Origin of the sequence: Saccharothrix sp. NRRL B-16314 (assembly GCF_000716595.1) — a bacterium.
Classification (GTDB): domain Bacteria; phylum Actinomycetota; class Actinomycetes; order Mycobacteriales; family Pseudonocardiaceae; genus Actinosynnema.
In genome coordinates, this window is sequence record NZ_JNXC01000003.1 from 203,511 (window position 1) to 217,779 (window position 14,269).

Here is a 14,269-nt window from a genome sequence, read left to right on the forward strand (position 1 = left end):
CCGTATGGAGAACGCCGAGACGGCCGTCGTCACGGCTGACGACCTGGTGCGAGCACGCGATCGGCTGCTCGCGCCAGGTCGGCGCCGTTTGACGGGGGAGTCGCTGCGCGAGGCGCTGGTGGACCTGCACGAGTTCTGGCTCACCGCGCACGCCGCGCAAGCAGGCGTCGGTGGACCGGGCGGCGGGGTCGCGCTGGTCGCCGTGGGGGGTTTGGGCAGGCGCGAGCTGGTGCCCTATTCCGATCTGGACCTGCTCCTGGTGCACAACGGGCACAAGGGCGTGGACCAGATCGCCGAGAAGCTCTGGTACCCGCTGTGGAACTCCGGCATCGGCCTGGACCACTCGGTGCGCACGGTCGGCGAGGCGCTGCGCGTCGCCGCCGGTGACCTGCGCACCGCGTTGGGGCTGCTGGACATCCGCCACATCGCGGGCGACCAGGTGATCAGCGGGCGGTTGGCGGACAGCGCGCGTCAGGCGTGGCGCACGGGGGTCCGCACGCGGCTGGACGAGATGTCCGAGTCGGCGTCGCGGCGGTGGGCGCGCAGCGGCGAGATCGCGCACCGCGTCGAGCCGGACCTGAAGCACGGCCGTGGCGGGCTGCGGGACGTCACGCTGCTGGACGCGTTGAGCGCGGCGCAGCTGACCGACCGGCCGTCCGCCGAGGTCAACGAGGCACGCAAGCTGCTGCTGGACGTGCGCACCGAGCTGCGGCGGGTGGCGGGGAGGCCGCGGGACGTGCTCCGCGCGCAGGACGGCGACGAGGTCGCCGCCGCGTTGGGCCTCCAGGACCGCTTCATGCTGGCCCGCGCGATGTCGTCGGCGGCACGCACGATCGTGTACGCCGTGGACGTGGCGATGCGCACAGCGCGCGCTGCCGTGCCCAAGCGCGGGCTGGGGGTGTTCGCCCGTTCCCCGCTCAGGCGCGCACCGGCGAGACGACCGCTGGACGAAGGCGTGGTGCTGCACGGGTCCGAAGTGGCGTTGGCCCGTGACGCCGTGCCGAGCCGCGATCCGGCCCTGCTGCTGCGCGTCGCCACGGCCGCCGCCCGCAGCAAGCACCCGATCGCCGCGGGCACGTTGGCCAAGCTCGCCGACTCCGCGCCCGAACTGCGCCAGCCGTGGCCGAGGGAGGCGCGGGAAGAGCTGCTGGCCCTGCTGGGCAGCGGCACGGGCCTGATCGACGTGGTCGAGGCGCTGGACCGCACCGGCCTGTGGGGCAGGCTCTTCCCGGAGTGGGGAGCGGTGCGGGACCTGCCGCCCCGTGACGCCGCGCACACGTGGACCGTGGACCGCCACCTGGTGCAGGCCACCGCGCACGCGGCCCGCCTGGTGACCAGGGTGTCCCGGCCCGACCTGCTCCTGCTGGGCACGCTGGTGCACGACATCGGCAAGGGCAGGCAGGCGGACCACTCCGAGGTGGGGGCCGCGCTCACCACCCAGATCGCCGAACGGCTCGGCCTGTGGCCGCAGGACGTCGTCACACTCACCGCCCTGGTGCGCCACCACCTCCTGCTGCCGCACACGGCCACGCGCCGCGACGTGGAGGACGAGGCCACCGTGCGCCGCGTGGTGGACACGCTGGGCGGCGACCCGGTGCTGCTGGAACTGCTCTACGCGCTGGCCGAGGCGGACGCGGTGGCGACCGGTCCCGGCGTCTGGTCGGACTGGAAGGCGTCGCTGATCAGCGACCTGGTGGCGCGCTGCCGGACGGCGATGGCGGGCGACCCGCTGCCCAAGCCGGAGCCGTTGGACCAGCGCCAGCAGGACCTCGCCCAGGCCGTGCTGGCCAGCGGCAGGCCGGACGTGCTGATCGACCCGGCCGACCACGCGGCCACCGTCACGGTCGTCGCGCCGGACCGTCCGGGCCTGCTCTCCCGTGCTGCCGGCGTGCTGGCGCTCAACTCCCTCGAAGTGCACGCCGCGACCCTCCGCTCCCACAGCGACCCGTCGCTCGGCGCGGCGGCCGTCGACGTGTTCACGGTGTCGCCGAGGTTCGGTTCCCTGCCGGACGTGACCCTGTTGCGCGAACAACTCACCAGGGCCGTGGACGGCACCCTCGCGCTGGCCGACAAGCTCGCCGCGAAGGAACGCGACTACGGCGGCCCGCCGACCGACCCGCCACCGCCGAAGGTGCTCTGGTTCGACGACGAGTCGTCCGGCGCGGTGGTGCTCGAACTGCGCGCGGCCGACCGGATCGGACTGCTGCACCGGGTCGCGGACGCGTTGGAGCAGTCCGGTGTGGACATCGTGTGGGCGCGAGTGTCCACATTGGGCTCGACGGTCGTCGACTCGTTCGCCGTCACCGTGCCGGAGGGCGTGGACGCCGCCCGGCGCCGCAAGATCGAACAGGCGGTCCTGCACGCCGCGGGGTGAAGCCCGCGGAGCGGTTGCGTAGCTCTACGCACAACCCACCACGGGTGCTCACGCTGACGTCGGACCCCCGTGCCGGGGCAGACTTCCCGGCATGGCGCGGGGGGCCGGTCCGCCCGACCAGGGTGGGGCGGGGGGTGACGCCACCACGTGCCCGGAGGCGGCCCGTCGAGGGGTTGGGCCGCCTCCGGGCACCTGGGAACTCGTGGTTGTCCGGAACGTCTCTTTAGTATGGACGTGATGACCGCTGTCGCCGTGAGGCCGCGCTCGCTGATCGTGCTGGCCGGACTGCCGGGAGCGGGTAAGTCCACGCTGCTCGCTGCCGCCGACACGGGTGGAGCGCCCGCCGTCGTGTTGGACTCCGACCAGGTGCGGACCAGGTTGCGCGCCCTCGTCCCGAAGACCGTGCCGTACCGCCTCTACCGACCGCTGGTGCACCTCGTGCACCGCGCCCGCATCCTCTGGTTCGCGCTCACCGCGGCCGGCCTCTTGCTGGTGCACGAGCCGTCGACCCGACCGACCACCCGCGCCGGACTGGTCGCCGTCGGCGTGCTCACCAACCGGCCCAGGCACTTCCTGTGGCTCGACGCCAGCCCGGAGGAGGCGTTGTCCGGGCAGGTCAAGCGGGGCAGGCTGATCCGCTCCCGGTCGTTCACCCGGCACGTCCGCCGCGCGGCCAGGCTGCGTTCCCGCTTCGCCGCCGGTGCGCCACCGCGCGGCTGGCAGGGCCTGACCCTGCTGACCCGCCGGGACCACCTGCGGCTGTCGGTGACGCCGGCGTGAACGGCTACCCTGGAAACGAGGAAACCACCGACGACGTGCGAGGTCTGGCGGCAACGTGTTCAACACCCTTTCCGACCGGCTCACCTCGGTCCTGCAGAACCTGCGGGGCAAGGGGCGGCTCACCGAGGCCGACATCGACGCGACCGCGCGCGAGATCCGGGTCGCGCTGCTGGAGGCCGACGTCGCGCTGCCCGTGGTGCGGACGTTCATCGCGAAGGTCAAGGAGCGCGCCAAGGGCGCCGAGGTCAGCCAGGCCCTGAACCCGGCCCAGCAGGTCGTCAAGATCGTCAACGAGGAGCTCGTCGGCATCCTCGGCGGGGAGACCCGCAGGCTGAACCTGGCCAAGAACCCGCCGACCGTGATCATGCTCGCGGGTCTGCAGGGCGCCGGCAAGACGACCCTGGCGGGCAAGCTCGCCAAGTGGCTCAAGGGCCAGGGGCACACCCCGATGCTGGTGGCCTGCGACCTCCAGCGGCCCAACGCGGTGACCCAGCTCCAGGTGGTCGGCCAGCGCGCGGGCGTGCCCGTGTTCGCCCCCGAGCCGGGCAACGGCGTCGGCGACCCGGTCGACGTGGCCCGCAAGGGCATCGAGGAGGCCAAGCGGGCCCAGCACGACGTCGTGCTGGTCGACACCGCGGGCCGCCTCGGCGTCGACGAGGAGATGATGCGGCAGGCCTTCGACATCAGGACTGCCATCAGCCCCGACGAAGTGCTGTTCGTGGTCGACGCGATGATCGGCCAGGACGCGGTCAACACCGCGACCGCGTTCGCCGACGGCGTCGGCTTCACCGGCGTGGTGCTCACCAAGCTGGACGGCGACGCCCGCGGTGGCGCGGCGCTCAGCGTCCGCGAGGTCACCGGGCAGCCGATCCTGTTCGCCTCGAACGGGGAGAAGCTGGAGGACTTCGACGTCTTCCACCCGGACCGGATGGCGAGCCGCATCCTGGGCATGGGCGACATGCTCACCCTGATCGAGCAGGCGGAACAGGCGTTCGACGCGGACCAGGCCGAGGCCGCCGCGGTCAAGATGGGCTCCGGCCAGCTGACGCTGGAGGACTTCCTGGAGCAGATGCTCGCCCTGCGCAAGATGGGGCCGATCGCGAACCTGCTCGGCATGCTGCCCGGCGCGGGTCAGATGAAGGACCAGCTGGCCGGGCTGGACGAGAAGCACCTCGACCGGGTCCAGGCCATCATCCGCGGCATGACCCCGGCCGAGCGGGACGACCCGAAGATCATCAACGCGTCCCGGCGGCTGCGCATCGCGAACGGCTCGGGCGTCCGGGTCGCCGATGTGAACGACCTGGTCAACCGCTTCTTCGAAGCCCGCAAGATGATGAGCCAGATGGCCGGCCGGTTCGGCCTGCCGGGTGCGGGCGGCAAGAACAACCGCAAGGGCAAGGGCGGTAAGAAGGGGAAGAAGGGCAAGGGCCGCGGCCCGACGCCGCCGAAGATGCGCGGCGGGTTCCCCGGCATGCTCCCCGGCGGTATGCCGGGCATGCCCGGAATGCCCCCGCAGGGCGGCGCGAACGAGCTCCCGCCCGGTCTCGGCGGTCTCGACCAGCTGCCACCCGGTTTCGACCCGTCGAAGCTGAAGTTCGGCAAGTGACCGGCCTGCACCTGCGGGGCGTGGTCCTCCCCGAGGGCGACGGCCCGCAGGATTTGTGGGTGGTGAACGGCCGGATCCGCACCGGGCCCGTCCCGGGCGCCACCACCGTGGTCGACGGCGGCTACCTCGTGCCCGGCCTGGTGGACGCGCACTGCCACGTCGGTCTGGGTGCCAAGGGCGCGGTGGACCTGCCCGAGGCCGTCGACCAGGCGTTGGCGGACCGGGAGGCGGGCACGCTGCTCATCCGGGACTGCGGTTCGCCGCTGGACACCCGGCCGTTGCAGGAGCGGCTGGACCTGCCCCGCATCATCCGCGCGGGCAGGCACCTGGCCCGGCCCAAGCGGTACCTCAAGTACATCGGCGTGGAGGTCGAGGACCCGGCCGACCTGCCGTCCGCGGTGGCCGAGCAGGTCGCCGAGGGTGACGGCTGGGTCAAGCTCGTCGGTGACTGGATCGACCGGGACACCGGCGACCTGGCGCCCCTGTGGAGCCAGGACGTCCTCACCGAGGCGATCAAGGTCGCGCACGAGAACAAGGCCAGGGTCACCGCGCACGTGTTCGGTGAAGAGGCCCTGCCCGCCCTGCTCGACGCGGGCATCGACTGCATCGAGCACGGCTCCGGCCTGACCGACGACACCATCGCCCGGATGGCCCGCCACGGCACCGCGCTGGTGCCGACCCTGATCAACGTCGAGAACTTCCCGGCCATCGCGGCCGGCGCGGACCGGTACCCGGCCTACCAGCGGCACATGCGGGACTTGTACGCGCGGAACACCGACACGGTCGCCAAGGCGATCGAGGCGGGCGTTCCGGTGTACGCGGGCACCGACGCGGGCGGCGGTATCAAGCACGGTCGGATCGTGGACGAGATCCAGGCCCTGAACCGGGTGGGCATGACCCCCACCCAAGCCCTCGCCGCCGCCTCGTGGGCCGCGCGCGAATGGCTGGGGTTCCCGTCGCTGACGGAGGGCGCGGCGGCCGACGTCGTGGTCTACGACACCGACCCGCGAACCGACCTCGACGCCCTGCGCCACCCGAAGCTGGTCATGCTGCGCGGCCGAATCCACAACTGACCCCGACACCCGCGCCGGCCCGACACCCGCGCCGTCCCGACACCGCGACCGACCCGCCATTGTGGCTGGCCCGGCACCCGCGCTGGCCCGACACCCGCGCTGGCCCGACACCGCGACCGGCCTGGCACCGCGGCCGGACGCGACATCGTGGCTGGCCTGACATCGTGGCCGGTCCGACATCGCGGCCGACCCGACATCGCGGCTGGCCCGACATCGCGAACGACCCGGCACCGCGGCCGGCCACCGACAATCCGGCCAGAGGGCGTTCCGGGCGCAATTCTTCCCGCGTCCGGTGACAGTGCTGCCGCCGTCAGGGTGATCTTGAACGACCTCGTGCGGTACCCCCACCCCCCGGACCACTACGTTCGGACGAGTGGAGGAACAGCAGGACCAGGACACCGGCAGGGCGCACTGGGGTTTCCTGGCGTTCTTCACCGGCCTCGCGGGCTACCACGTCGCGACCCTCGTCTTCACCGCGGCGACCGCCGACCGCTTCGCCGAAGTGGACATCACCGATCCGCCCGTCCTCGGCCCGCTGCTGCTCCTCGTCTTCCTGCCGAACGTCCTCCTCGGCCTCGGCCCCGTGGTCGTCTCCTGGCGCATGGGCAACGGACCCGGCCGGGACTTCGGCCTCGTCCCCACCTGGCGCGACGTCAAGGTCGGCCTGGCCGCGGGCGGCGTGGCGCTGTTGGCCGCCTGGCTCGTCGGCGCGCTGCTGCTGCGCTTCAACCCGGACCAGTCCAGCTCCCTGGAGCAGATCGAAGCGCTTTCCGGTGGCCGCACGGTCTGGCTGGCCGCCGCGGCGCTCTTCGTCCTCATCGGCGCCCCGCTGACCGAGGAGATCCTCACCAGGGGCGCGCTGTGGCAGGCCCTGGCCCACTACAAGATCCCCAGGTTGGCGATCCTCGCGCTCACCGCCCTCATCTTCGCGTTCCTGCACGAGGAGAGCTGGCGCATGATCGGCTTGTTCGCACAGGGCCTCGCCATCGGCGCGGCCCGCATGATCACCGGCCGGGTGGCCGCCAGCGTCGTCGCCCACGCGGCGAACAACCTGCTGCCCGCCGTCTACCTGTACACCGGCTGATTAGGGTGGATGGCTGTGACACCATCGGATGAACCTCCGACAGGCCTGATCGCCAGTGTCCGCGCGGTCGGCCGTGAGCCGGAACCGGCGCGGACCGGCCAGCGCTGGGGCTTCGGCGCGTTCCTGCTGGTCGAGGCGGTGTTCGTGCTCAGCGCCGTGTTCATCGGCGCCCTGGCCCGCACGTCGGGCACGGACCTCGGCCGTTCCGTGACGTTCATCCTGGTCGGCTCGATGGTGCCGACGGTGCTGGCCGCCTGCGTCGCGGTGACGATCACGTACCTGCGCGGCAACGGCCCGTTCCAGGACCTGCGGATGGCCTGGGACTGGGCGGACGTGAAGGTCGGCCTCAAGCTGGGCGCGCTAGGCCTGGTGCTCACCTACGTGGCCGCGGTGATCTGGTCGAAGGTGGTCGGCGACAAGAACGCCACCTCCGCCATCAGCGAACTGGTGGACGGCGCGGGCCTGCCCCTCACCGCCGCCATCGTGATGTTCCTCTACGTGTGCTTCCTCGGCCCGGTGTGCGAGGAGATCGTCTACCGCGGCCTGCTGTGGGGCGCGATCGAGCGGCAGCGCTGGAGCCGGTGGGCGGCGTTCGTGCTCACCACGCTGATCTTCGCGGCCAGCCACCTCGAACCCCTCCGGACGTCGCTGCTGATCGTGATCGCCCTGCCGATCGGCATCGCCCGCCTGATCACCCGCAGGCTCACCGCGAGCGTGGTCGCCCACGTGATCAACAACTTCCTGCCCGGCCTGACCCTGCTCCTCGTCTCGATCGGGGTGATGCCCACGTGATCGACCTCAACAGCGACCTCGGTGAAGGCTTCGGCATCTGGCGCCTGGGCGACGACGACGCCCTGCTGGGCATCGTGACCAGCGCGAACGTGGCCTGCGGCTTCCACGCCGGCGACCCGTCGACCATGCGCCGGGTCTGCCGGCAGGCCGCGAGCGCCGGCGTGGCCGTCGGCGCCCAGGTCTCCTACCGCGACCTGGCCGGCTTCGGTCGCCGGTTCATCGACGCCGATCCGGCCGAGCTGGCCGACGAAGTCCTGTACCAGGTCGGCGCGCTGGACGCCTGCGCCAGAGCCGCCGGCACCAAGGTCGAGTACGTGAAACCGCACGGCGCGCTCTACAACGCCACCGTCCACCACGACGCGCAGGCGAAGGCCGTGGTGGACGGCGTCAAGGCGTTCGGCGACCTGCCCGTCCTCGGCCTGCCCGGTTCCCGCCTCCTGCACCACGCCGAGCGGGCCGGCCTGCGCGCGGTCCGGGAGGCGTTCGCCGACCGCGCGTACACGCCGGAGGCCACGCTGGTGCCCCGCACTCAGCCGAACGCCGTCCTGACCAGCACGGACGCGGTGCTGGCCCAGGTTCTCAGGCTCGCCCGGGACGGTGAACTGGTGGCCATCGACGGCACCGTCCTGAAGACCCGGGTCGATTCCGTCTGCCTCCACGGCGACACACCGGGAGCCGTCGAGCACGCCCGGGAAGTCCGCGGAGCGCTGGAGCGGGAGGGCATCCCCGTGGCCCGATTCGTGCCGCGCTAGGAGCGTCTGGCAGAATGGTCGGTTGTCCGCCGAGGTCGGTCCCTCTCACCGTGCCGTGGCGCCCCAGACACTGGGCTTTCACCACCCGTGCCCCACTCGGGTGAGGACTGCCCGCACCTGAGCACATCGAGAGCACGAGGAGCACCCACACCCGTGGCCGTCAAGATCAAGCTTCAGCGGCTTGGCAAGATCCGTCAGCCGTACTACCGGATCGTCGTCGCCGATGCCCGCGTCCGCCGCAGCGGCAAGGCCATCGAGACGATCGGCAAGTACCACCCCAAGGAAGAGCCGTCGTTCATCGCGGTGGACAGCGACCGCGCGCAGTACTGGCTGGGTGTCGGCGCGCAGCCGACCGAGTCCGTGCAGCGGCTGCTGGAGATCACCGGTGACTGGCAGAAGTTCAAGGGCCTGCCGGGCGCCGAGGGCACGCTGAAGGTCAAGGAGCCGAAGACGAGCAAGGCGGAGCTGTTCGCCGCCGCGCTGGCCGCCGCCGGTGACGCGCCGTCGACCGACGCGACGACGCCGAAGAAGAAGTCGCAGAAGAGGGACGACGCCAAGAAGGCCGACGCCGAGCCCGCCGCCGAGGCAGCCAAGGACGAGGCGTGAGCTTGTTGGCTGACGCTCTCGAACACCTCGTTCGGGGCATCGTCGACCACCCGGACGACGTCCGGGTGAACCTGGTCACGACCCGACGCGGTCGCACGCTCGAGGTGCACGTCCACCCGGACGACCTCGGCAAGGTGATCGGCCGCAGCGGTCGCACCGCGACCGCCCTGCGCACCGTGATGGCCGGTATCGGTGGTCGTGGCGTGCGCGTCGACGTGGTCGACACCGATCGCTGACGCGCACATGGACGTTGTCGTCGGCCGAGTGGCCAAGGCGCACGGGATCAGCGGCGAGCTCGCCGTCGACGTGCGCACGGATTCGCCCGAGACCAGGTTCGCCCTGGGCTCGGTGCTGATCGCCAAACTGCGTGACGGCACCTCCCGCAACCTCACCGTCGCAGCCGCCCGGAACCACTCCGGGCGGCTGCTGGTGCGTTTCGAGGAAGTGCTGACCCGCGACGTGGCGGAGACGCTGCGCGGCACGGTGCTGCTGGGCCGCACCGAGGACCTGCCGCCGACCGGTGACCCGGACGAGTTCTACGACCACGAGCTCGAAGGGCTGTCGGCCGAACTGGCCGACGGCACCCGGATCGGCACGGTGCTGGAGATCGTGCACGGGCCGGGCGGCGAGCTGCTGGTCGTCAAGCGCGAGAACGGGGACGAAACCCTGGTGCCGTTCGTGCGCCAGATCGTGCCTGCGGTGGACATCGCCGGCAAGCGCGTGGTGATCGACCCGCCCGAGGGCCTGCTCGATGCGGATTGACGTCGTCACGATCTTCCCGGAGTACCTGGACCCGCTGCGCGCGGCCCTGCTCGGCAAGGCCATCGACAAGGGCCTGATCAGCGTGGGCGTGCACGACCTGCGTGGCTGGACGCACGACGTGCACAAGGCCGTCGACGACAGCCCGTACGGCGGCGGTCCGGGCATGGTGATGAAGCCCCAGGTCTGGGGTGACGCGCTGGACGAGGTCTGCACCCCGGCCACCCGCCTCGTCGTGCCCACGCCCGCCGGCCGGCCGTTCACCCAGCGGCTGGCGCACGAGTACGCCGCCGAGGAGCACCTGGTGTTCGCGTGCGGCCGGTACGAGGGCATCGACCAGCGGGTCGTGGACGACGCGTCCCGCCGGATGCGCGTGGACGAGGTCTCCATCGGCGACTACGTGCTCGTGGGCGGCGAGGTGGCCGTCCTCGTGGTGGTCGAGGCGGTCGTGCGGCTGCTGCCGGGCGTGCTGGGCAACCCCAAGTCGGCCGCCGAGGACTCGTTCTCCGACGGCCTGCTGGAAGGTCCCAGCTACACCCGCCCGGAGGTGTGGCGCGACCTCGCCGTGCCGGAGGTGCTGCGTTCCGGCAACCACAAGGCGATCGACCGCTGGCGCCGTGACCAGTCGCTGCGCCGCACCCGCGAACGCCGCCCCGAACTGCTCGACGCCCTGCCCGAGGGCGCGCTCGACAAGCACGACCGCAAGCTGTTGGACGAGCTGGGCTGACGGCCGGGCCGGGGGCGATTTCGTGCCGCCGACCCTCGTCTGGCACACTGGACAGGTTGCTGCACCCGGTTCAACTCATCCGGCGTGCGCCAGGCCCGCCCCCGTGCGCGTGTGTAACTTGAGATAGTCCGCGCCCTGGGGGAGTACGCAATACACGTGAGGACGAGGACGGACCACCGATGAACACCCTGGACGCTCTTGACGCCCAGTCGCTGCGCTCCGACATTCCCAGCTTCCGGCCGGGCGACACGCTGAAGGTCCACGTCCGGGTCATCGAGGGCTCCCGCGAGCGGGTCCAGGTGTTCCAGGGCGTCGTGATCCGCCGCCAGGGCGGCGGCATCCGCGAGACCTTCACCGTCCGCAAGGTCTCGTTCGGTGTCGGCGTCGAGCGCACCTTCCCGGTGCACTCCCCGAACATCGCCGAGATCGAGGTCGCGACCCGCGGCGCGGTCCGCCGGGCGAAGCTGTACTACCTCCGCGACCTGCGCGGCAAGGCCGCCAAGATCAAGGAGAAGCGCGAGGCTCGTCCGGCCTCCTGACGCCGGGCACACGCGGAAGCAGTAGCCTGCCCACGTGGCAGATCCCGTGCACCGCTCCGCTGACGAAGACGGTCAGGAACCCGCAGCCGAGTCCACTTCGGACCCGGCTGCGGGTGGCAAGACCACGAAGGACAAGAAGAAGCCCCCGCTCTGGCGCGAGCTGCTCGTGCTCGCCGCGACGGCCCTCGTCCTCACGATCCTGATCCAGACGTTCCTCGCGCGGGTGTACGTGATCCCGTCGCAGTCGATGGAGGAGACCCTCCACGGCTGCCCCGGTTGCAACAACGACCGGGTGCTGGTCGACAAGCTGGTCTACGACTTCGCCGACATCGAGCCGGGCGAGGTCGTGGTGTTCCGCGGCCCCGACACGTGGGGCAACAACGACTTCGACTCCGGTCGCTCCGACAACCCGATCGTGGCGGGTCTCCAGTCGGTGGCCTCGCTGATCGGCCTCGCGCCGCCGGACGAGCGCGACTTCGTCAAGCGGGTCATCGCGGTCGGTGGGCAGACCGTCGAGTGCTGCGACGAGCAGCACCGGGTGAAGGTCGACGGCAAGCCGCTGGACGAGCCGTACATCTACTGGCAGCCCGGCACGTCCCCGGAGAACCACGACCCGTTCGAGCCGGTCAAAGTTCCCGAAGGCCACCTCTGGGTGATGGGTGACAACCGCACGAACTCCACCGACTCGCGCAAGCAGGGCGGTGGCGGCGTGGCGGGCACCGTGCCGGAGGACAACGTCATCGGCAAGGCGCGGGTGATCGTGCTGCCGCCGTCGCGCTGGCAGGGCATCGGCGACCACAACGCGCAGGCCGTCGCTGTCGGCGCGCCCGCGTGGCAGTCAGGTGTCCCGGCGGGTGCCGGACTGGCGGCGGCGTGGCCCGTGCTGTTCTTCGGGCGGAAGCTGCGCAGGCGGTTGACCAGGGCCTCACAGGCCTCGTCGGTACGCTGACCGGGTGGTAGACGTCGCACCGTCCCGGGGCTCCTCAGACGAGGGGGACCCGGAGCACGAGGACAAGGTCGAGCAGTGGCGTGCCCGCGCGCGCAAAACGGCCAAGCGCAAGGGGTCGTTCTGGAAAGAGCTGCCGATCCTGGTCGGGGTCGCGGTGCTGCTCGCCGTGCTGATCCAGACCTTCCTGGCGAAGGTCTACATGATCCCGTCGGAGTCGATGGAGCAGACGCTGCACGGCTGCTCGAACGGCTGCTTCGGTGACCGGGTGCTGGTCGACAAGCTGACCTACGACTTCTCCGACCCCGAACCGGGTGACGTGATCGTCTTCCACGGCCCGGACACCTGGATCAACCAGGACTTCGTGTCCGCCGAGCCGACCAACCCGATCACGCGGGCGATCCAGGGCCTCGGTTCGCTGCTGGGGTTCCCCTCGGCGAACGAGGAGGACTTCGTCAAGCGGGTCGTCGCGGTCGGCGGGCAGACCGTGAAGTGCTGCGACGACCGGAACCGGGTGGTGGTCGACGGGAAGGCGCTGGACGAGCCGTACGTGTACTGGGCGCCGGGTCGCAGCACCGTGCAGGAGTCGTTCGCGGACCTCAAGGTCCCCGAGGGCTACCTGTTCGTGATGGGTGACAACCGGAACGACTCGTGCGACTCGCGGTGCCAGGGCGACGGCCGCGAGGGCGGTCTGGTGCCGGTGGACAACGTGGTGGGCAAGGCGCGGGCAATCGTGCTGCCGCCCGCCCGCTGGCAGGGCGTCGGCGATCACGACCCGCAGGCCGTGGCCATCGGGGCGCCCGCGTGGCAGGACGGGCTGCCGGCCGGCGCGGGGCTCGCGGCGGCGTGGCCGGTGCTGCTGCTCGGCAAGCGGGTAAGGGCGCGCTTCCGCAGCGGACGGCTGGGATAAAGTCGAAGGGTGATCCGCAAGCCGCCTCGCGTCCAGGTTCGGCAGACCGCGGGCATCTGGGCGTTCGAAGCCGCGTTGACCCGGCGCGGGTTCGGCCCGGTGGCCGGTGTGGACGAGGCCGGCCGCGGCGCCTGCGCGGGGCCGCTGGTCGTGGCGTCGTGCGTGCTCAAGGCGGGTGACGCGGCCAAGTTCGACGGGCTCACCGACTCGAAGCTGCTCACCGCCGCCGCGCGGGACCGCATGTACGACCTGGTGCTCAAGCGTGCGCTCGACTACGCGGTGATCGTGATCCCGGCCGCAGAGGTCGACCTGATGGGCGTGCACGTGGCGAACATCGAGGGCATGCGGCGTGCTGTCGCCCAATTGGGTGCACATCCCGGGTACGTCCTGACCGACGGCTTCCCGGTCCCGGGCCTCACCGCGCCCAACATGCCGGTGATCAAGGGCGACCGGGTGGCGGCGTGCGTCGCGGCGGCGTCCGTGCTGGCCAAGGTCACGCGGGACCGGATCATGACCACGCTGCACGGGGAACTGCCCGGCTACGGGTTCGACGAGCACAAGGGCTACAGCACCCCGGAGCACGCGGCGGCGCTGGCGGAACACGGCCCGAGTGCGCAACACCGCTGGTCGTATGCGAACGTGTCGGCCGCGGCGCTCCGGCACGGACTGGAAACGCCGCACCCGGTGGCGCGCGGCGTGGTTGCCGCCACCGTGGTCCAGAATGGGCCAACCCCGCAGACCAGCGGTGGCAGGCTCGCGACGAGGAGGGGCGCGGATTCGATGATTACCCGCGCGGAGGCGTAATGAGTGCAGAGGATCTCGAGAAGTACGAGACCGAGATGGAGTTGTCGCTGTACAAGGAGTACCGCGACATCGTCAGCCAGTTCTCGTTCGTCGTGGAGACCGAGCGGCGGTTCTACCTGGCCAACTCGGTGGACGTGCAGGTCCGCAACGCGGACGGCGAGGTCTACTTCGAGGTGCGGATGTCCGACGCGTGGGTGTGGGACATGTACCGCCCCGCCCGGTTCGTGAAGAACGTCCGGGTGATCACCTTCAAGGACGTCAACGTCGAGGAGCTGGACAAGCCCGACCTCAGGTTGCCCGAGGACGGTCCGTTCAACTCCTGATACCCGCCGAGTCGCAGGGGCCTGCCCACTGGGCGGGCCCCTTTGCGTCTTTCCCGGCCCATACCACCCCACTCTGACGAACCGTCCGGCTCTGTCCACAGCCGGCCGAGTTGTCCACAGTTGGCCGACTGCCCGTGGCCGACCCCTCCACCACCCCGGCAAGGTCGCATCAAGACCGATTCCGGAGGAGTGGG

The 14,269-nt window shown here is 71.3% G+C and carries 16 protein-coding genes; all 16 read left to right on the top strand.

What is annotated here, in order from left to right:
• The first annotated feature begins 4 nt into the window (after window positions 1-4).
• The 16 genes from OQ02_RS07975 to OQ02_RS08050 all read left to right on the top strand — a co-directional run bounded on the left by OQ02_RS07975 (window position 5) and on the right by OQ02_RS08050 (window position 14,075).
• Window positions 5-2,374: a [protein-PII] uridylyltransferase gene (locus OQ02_RS07975; RefSeq protein ID WP_051772036.1), complete on the top strand. Its 2,370-nt coding sequence runs from the start codon at window positions 5-7 to the stop codon at window positions 2,372-2,374.
• Between the two features lie 237 nt (window positions 2,375-2,611).
• Window positions 2,612-3,154 carry an AAA family ATPase gene (locus tag OQ02_RS07980; protein ID WP_231499908.1) on the top strand — a complete coding sequence of 181 codons (543 nt, stop codon included), beginning with the start codon at window positions 2,612-2,614 and terminating at the stop codon, window positions 3,152-3,154.
• Between the two features lie 55 nt (window positions 3,155-3,209).
• Window positions 3,210-4,760 (top strand): signal recognition particle protein, encoded by a 1,551-nt coding sequence (ffh, locus tag OQ02_RS07985; RefSeq protein WP_033437623.1) that lies wholly within the window; start codon window positions 3,210-3,212, stop codon window positions 4,758-4,760.
• Window positions 4,757-5,833, top strand: a complete 1,077-nt coding sequence (locus OQ02_RS07990) for an amidohydrolase family protein (RefSeq protein WP_197043245.1) — start codon at window positions 4,757-4,759, stop codon at window positions 5,831-5,833. The genes ffh and OQ02_RS07990 overlap by 4 nt, the downstream gene beginning before the upstream one ends.
• Window positions 5,834-6,206: 373 nt before the next feature.
• Window positions 6,207-6,917, top strand: coding sequence for a CPBP family intramembrane glutamic endopeptidase (locus OQ02_RS07995; RefSeq protein WP_033437624.1), 711 nt, complete (start codon window positions 6,207-6,209; stop codon window positions 6,915-6,917).
• A 9-nt stretch (window positions 6,918-6,926) separates the two neighbouring features.
• Window positions 6,927-7,709, top strand: a complete 783-nt coding sequence (locus tag OQ02_RS08000) for a type II CAAX endopeptidase family protein (RefSeq protein ID WP_033437625.1) — start codon at window positions 6,927-6,929, stop codon at window positions 7,707-7,709.
• A complete protein-coding gene (locus tag OQ02_RS08005) occupies window positions 7,706-8,461 on the top strand; it encodes a LamB/YcsF family protein (protein ID WP_033437626.1) in 756 nt (251 codons plus the stop codon). The genes OQ02_RS08000 and OQ02_RS08005 overlap by 4 nt, the downstream gene beginning before the upstream one ends.
• A gap of 153 nt (window positions 8,462-8,614) precedes the next feature.
• On the top strand, window positions 8,615-9,067 hold the full coding sequence (gene rpsP, locus OQ02_RS08010) for a 30S ribosomal protein S16 (protein WP_033437627.1): 453 nt from the start codon (window positions 8,615-8,617) through the stop codon (window positions 9,065-9,067).
• Entirely contained in the window at window positions 9,064-9,303 is a 240-nt protein-coding gene (locus OQ02_RS08015; protein WP_015104447.1) for an RNA-binding protein, read from the top strand. Before rpsP ends, OQ02_RS08015 begins: the two co-directional genes overlap by 4 nt.
• A 7-nt stretch (window positions 9,304-9,310) precedes the next feature.
• Entirely contained in the window at window positions 9,311-9,829 is a 519-nt protein-coding gene (gene rimM, locus OQ02_RS08020; RefSeq protein WP_033437628.1) for a ribosome maturation factor RimM, read from the top strand.
• A complete protein-coding gene (trmD, locus tag OQ02_RS08025) occupies window positions 9,819-10,553 on the top strand; it encodes a tRNA (guanosine(37)-N1)-methyltransferase TrmD (protein ID WP_033437629.1) in 735 nt (244 codons plus the stop codon). Before rimM ends, trmD begins: the two co-directional genes overlap by 11 nt.
• 179 nt (window positions 10,554-10,732) lie before the next feature.
• Window positions 10,733-11,092 carry a 50S ribosomal protein L19 gene (gene rplS, locus OQ02_RS08030; RefSeq protein WP_033437630.1) on the top strand — a complete coding sequence of 120 codons (360 nt, stop codon included), beginning with the start codon at window positions 10,733-10,735 and terminating at the stop codon, window positions 11,090-11,092.
• 34 nt (window positions 11,093-11,126) lie between these two features.
• Window positions 11,127-12,041 (top strand): signal peptidase I, encoded by a 915-nt coding sequence (lepB, locus tag OQ02_RS08035; protein ID WP_033437631.1) that lies wholly within the window; start codon window positions 11,127-11,129, stop codon window positions 12,039-12,041.
• A 4-nt stretch (window positions 12,042-12,045) separates the two neighbouring features.
• Entirely contained in the window at window positions 12,046-12,948 is a 903-nt protein-coding gene (gene lepB / locus OQ02_RS08040) for a signal peptidase I (RefSeq protein ID WP_033437632.1), read from the top strand.
• A 9-nt stretch (window positions 12,949-12,957) separates the two neighbouring features.
• Window positions 12,958-13,752, top strand: a complete 795-nt coding sequence (locus tag OQ02_RS08045) for a ribonuclease HII (RefSeq protein WP_033437633.1) — start codon at window positions 12,958-12,960, stop codon at window positions 13,750-13,752.
• Window positions 13,752-14,075, top strand: a complete 324-nt coding sequence (locus OQ02_RS08050) for a DUF2469 domain-containing protein (protein WP_015104440.1) — start codon at window positions 13,752-13,754, stop codon at window positions 14,073-14,075. Before OQ02_RS08045 ends, OQ02_RS08050 begins: the two co-directional genes overlap by 1 nt.
• Window positions 14,076-14,269: the final 194 nt, after the last annotated feature.

Excerpts from the sequence above, each read along its gene's own strand:
- OQ02_RS08000 (WP_033437625.1), top strand. The coding sequence starts at position 6,927 with ATGGCTGTGACACCATCGGATGAACCTCCGACAGGCCTGATCGCCAGT.
- trmD (WP_033437629.1), top strand. The coding sequence starts at position 9,819 with ATGCGGATTGACGTCGTCACGATCTTCCCGGAGTACCTGGACCCGCTG.
- rplS (WP_033437630.1), top strand. The coding sequence starts at position 10,733 with ATGAACACCCTGGACGCTCTTGACGCCCAGTCGCTGCGCTCCGACATT.
- OQ02_RS08050 (WP_015104440.1), top strand. The coding sequence starts at position 13,752 with ATGAGTGCAGAGGATCTCGAGAAGTACGAGACCGAGATGGAGTTGTCG.
- OQ02_RS07975 (WP_051772036.1), top strand. The coding sequence starts at position 5 with ATGGAGAACGCCGAGACGGCCGTCGTCACGGCTGACGACCTGGTGCGA.
- OQ02_RS07980 (WP_231499908.1), top strand. The coding sequence starts at position 2,612 with ATGACCGCTGTCGCCGTGAGGCCGCGCTCGCTGATCGTGCTGGCCGGA.
- rimM (WP_033437628.1), top strand. The coding sequence starts at position 9,311 with ATGGACGTTGTCGTCGGCCGAGTGGCCAAGGCGCACGGGATCAGCGGC.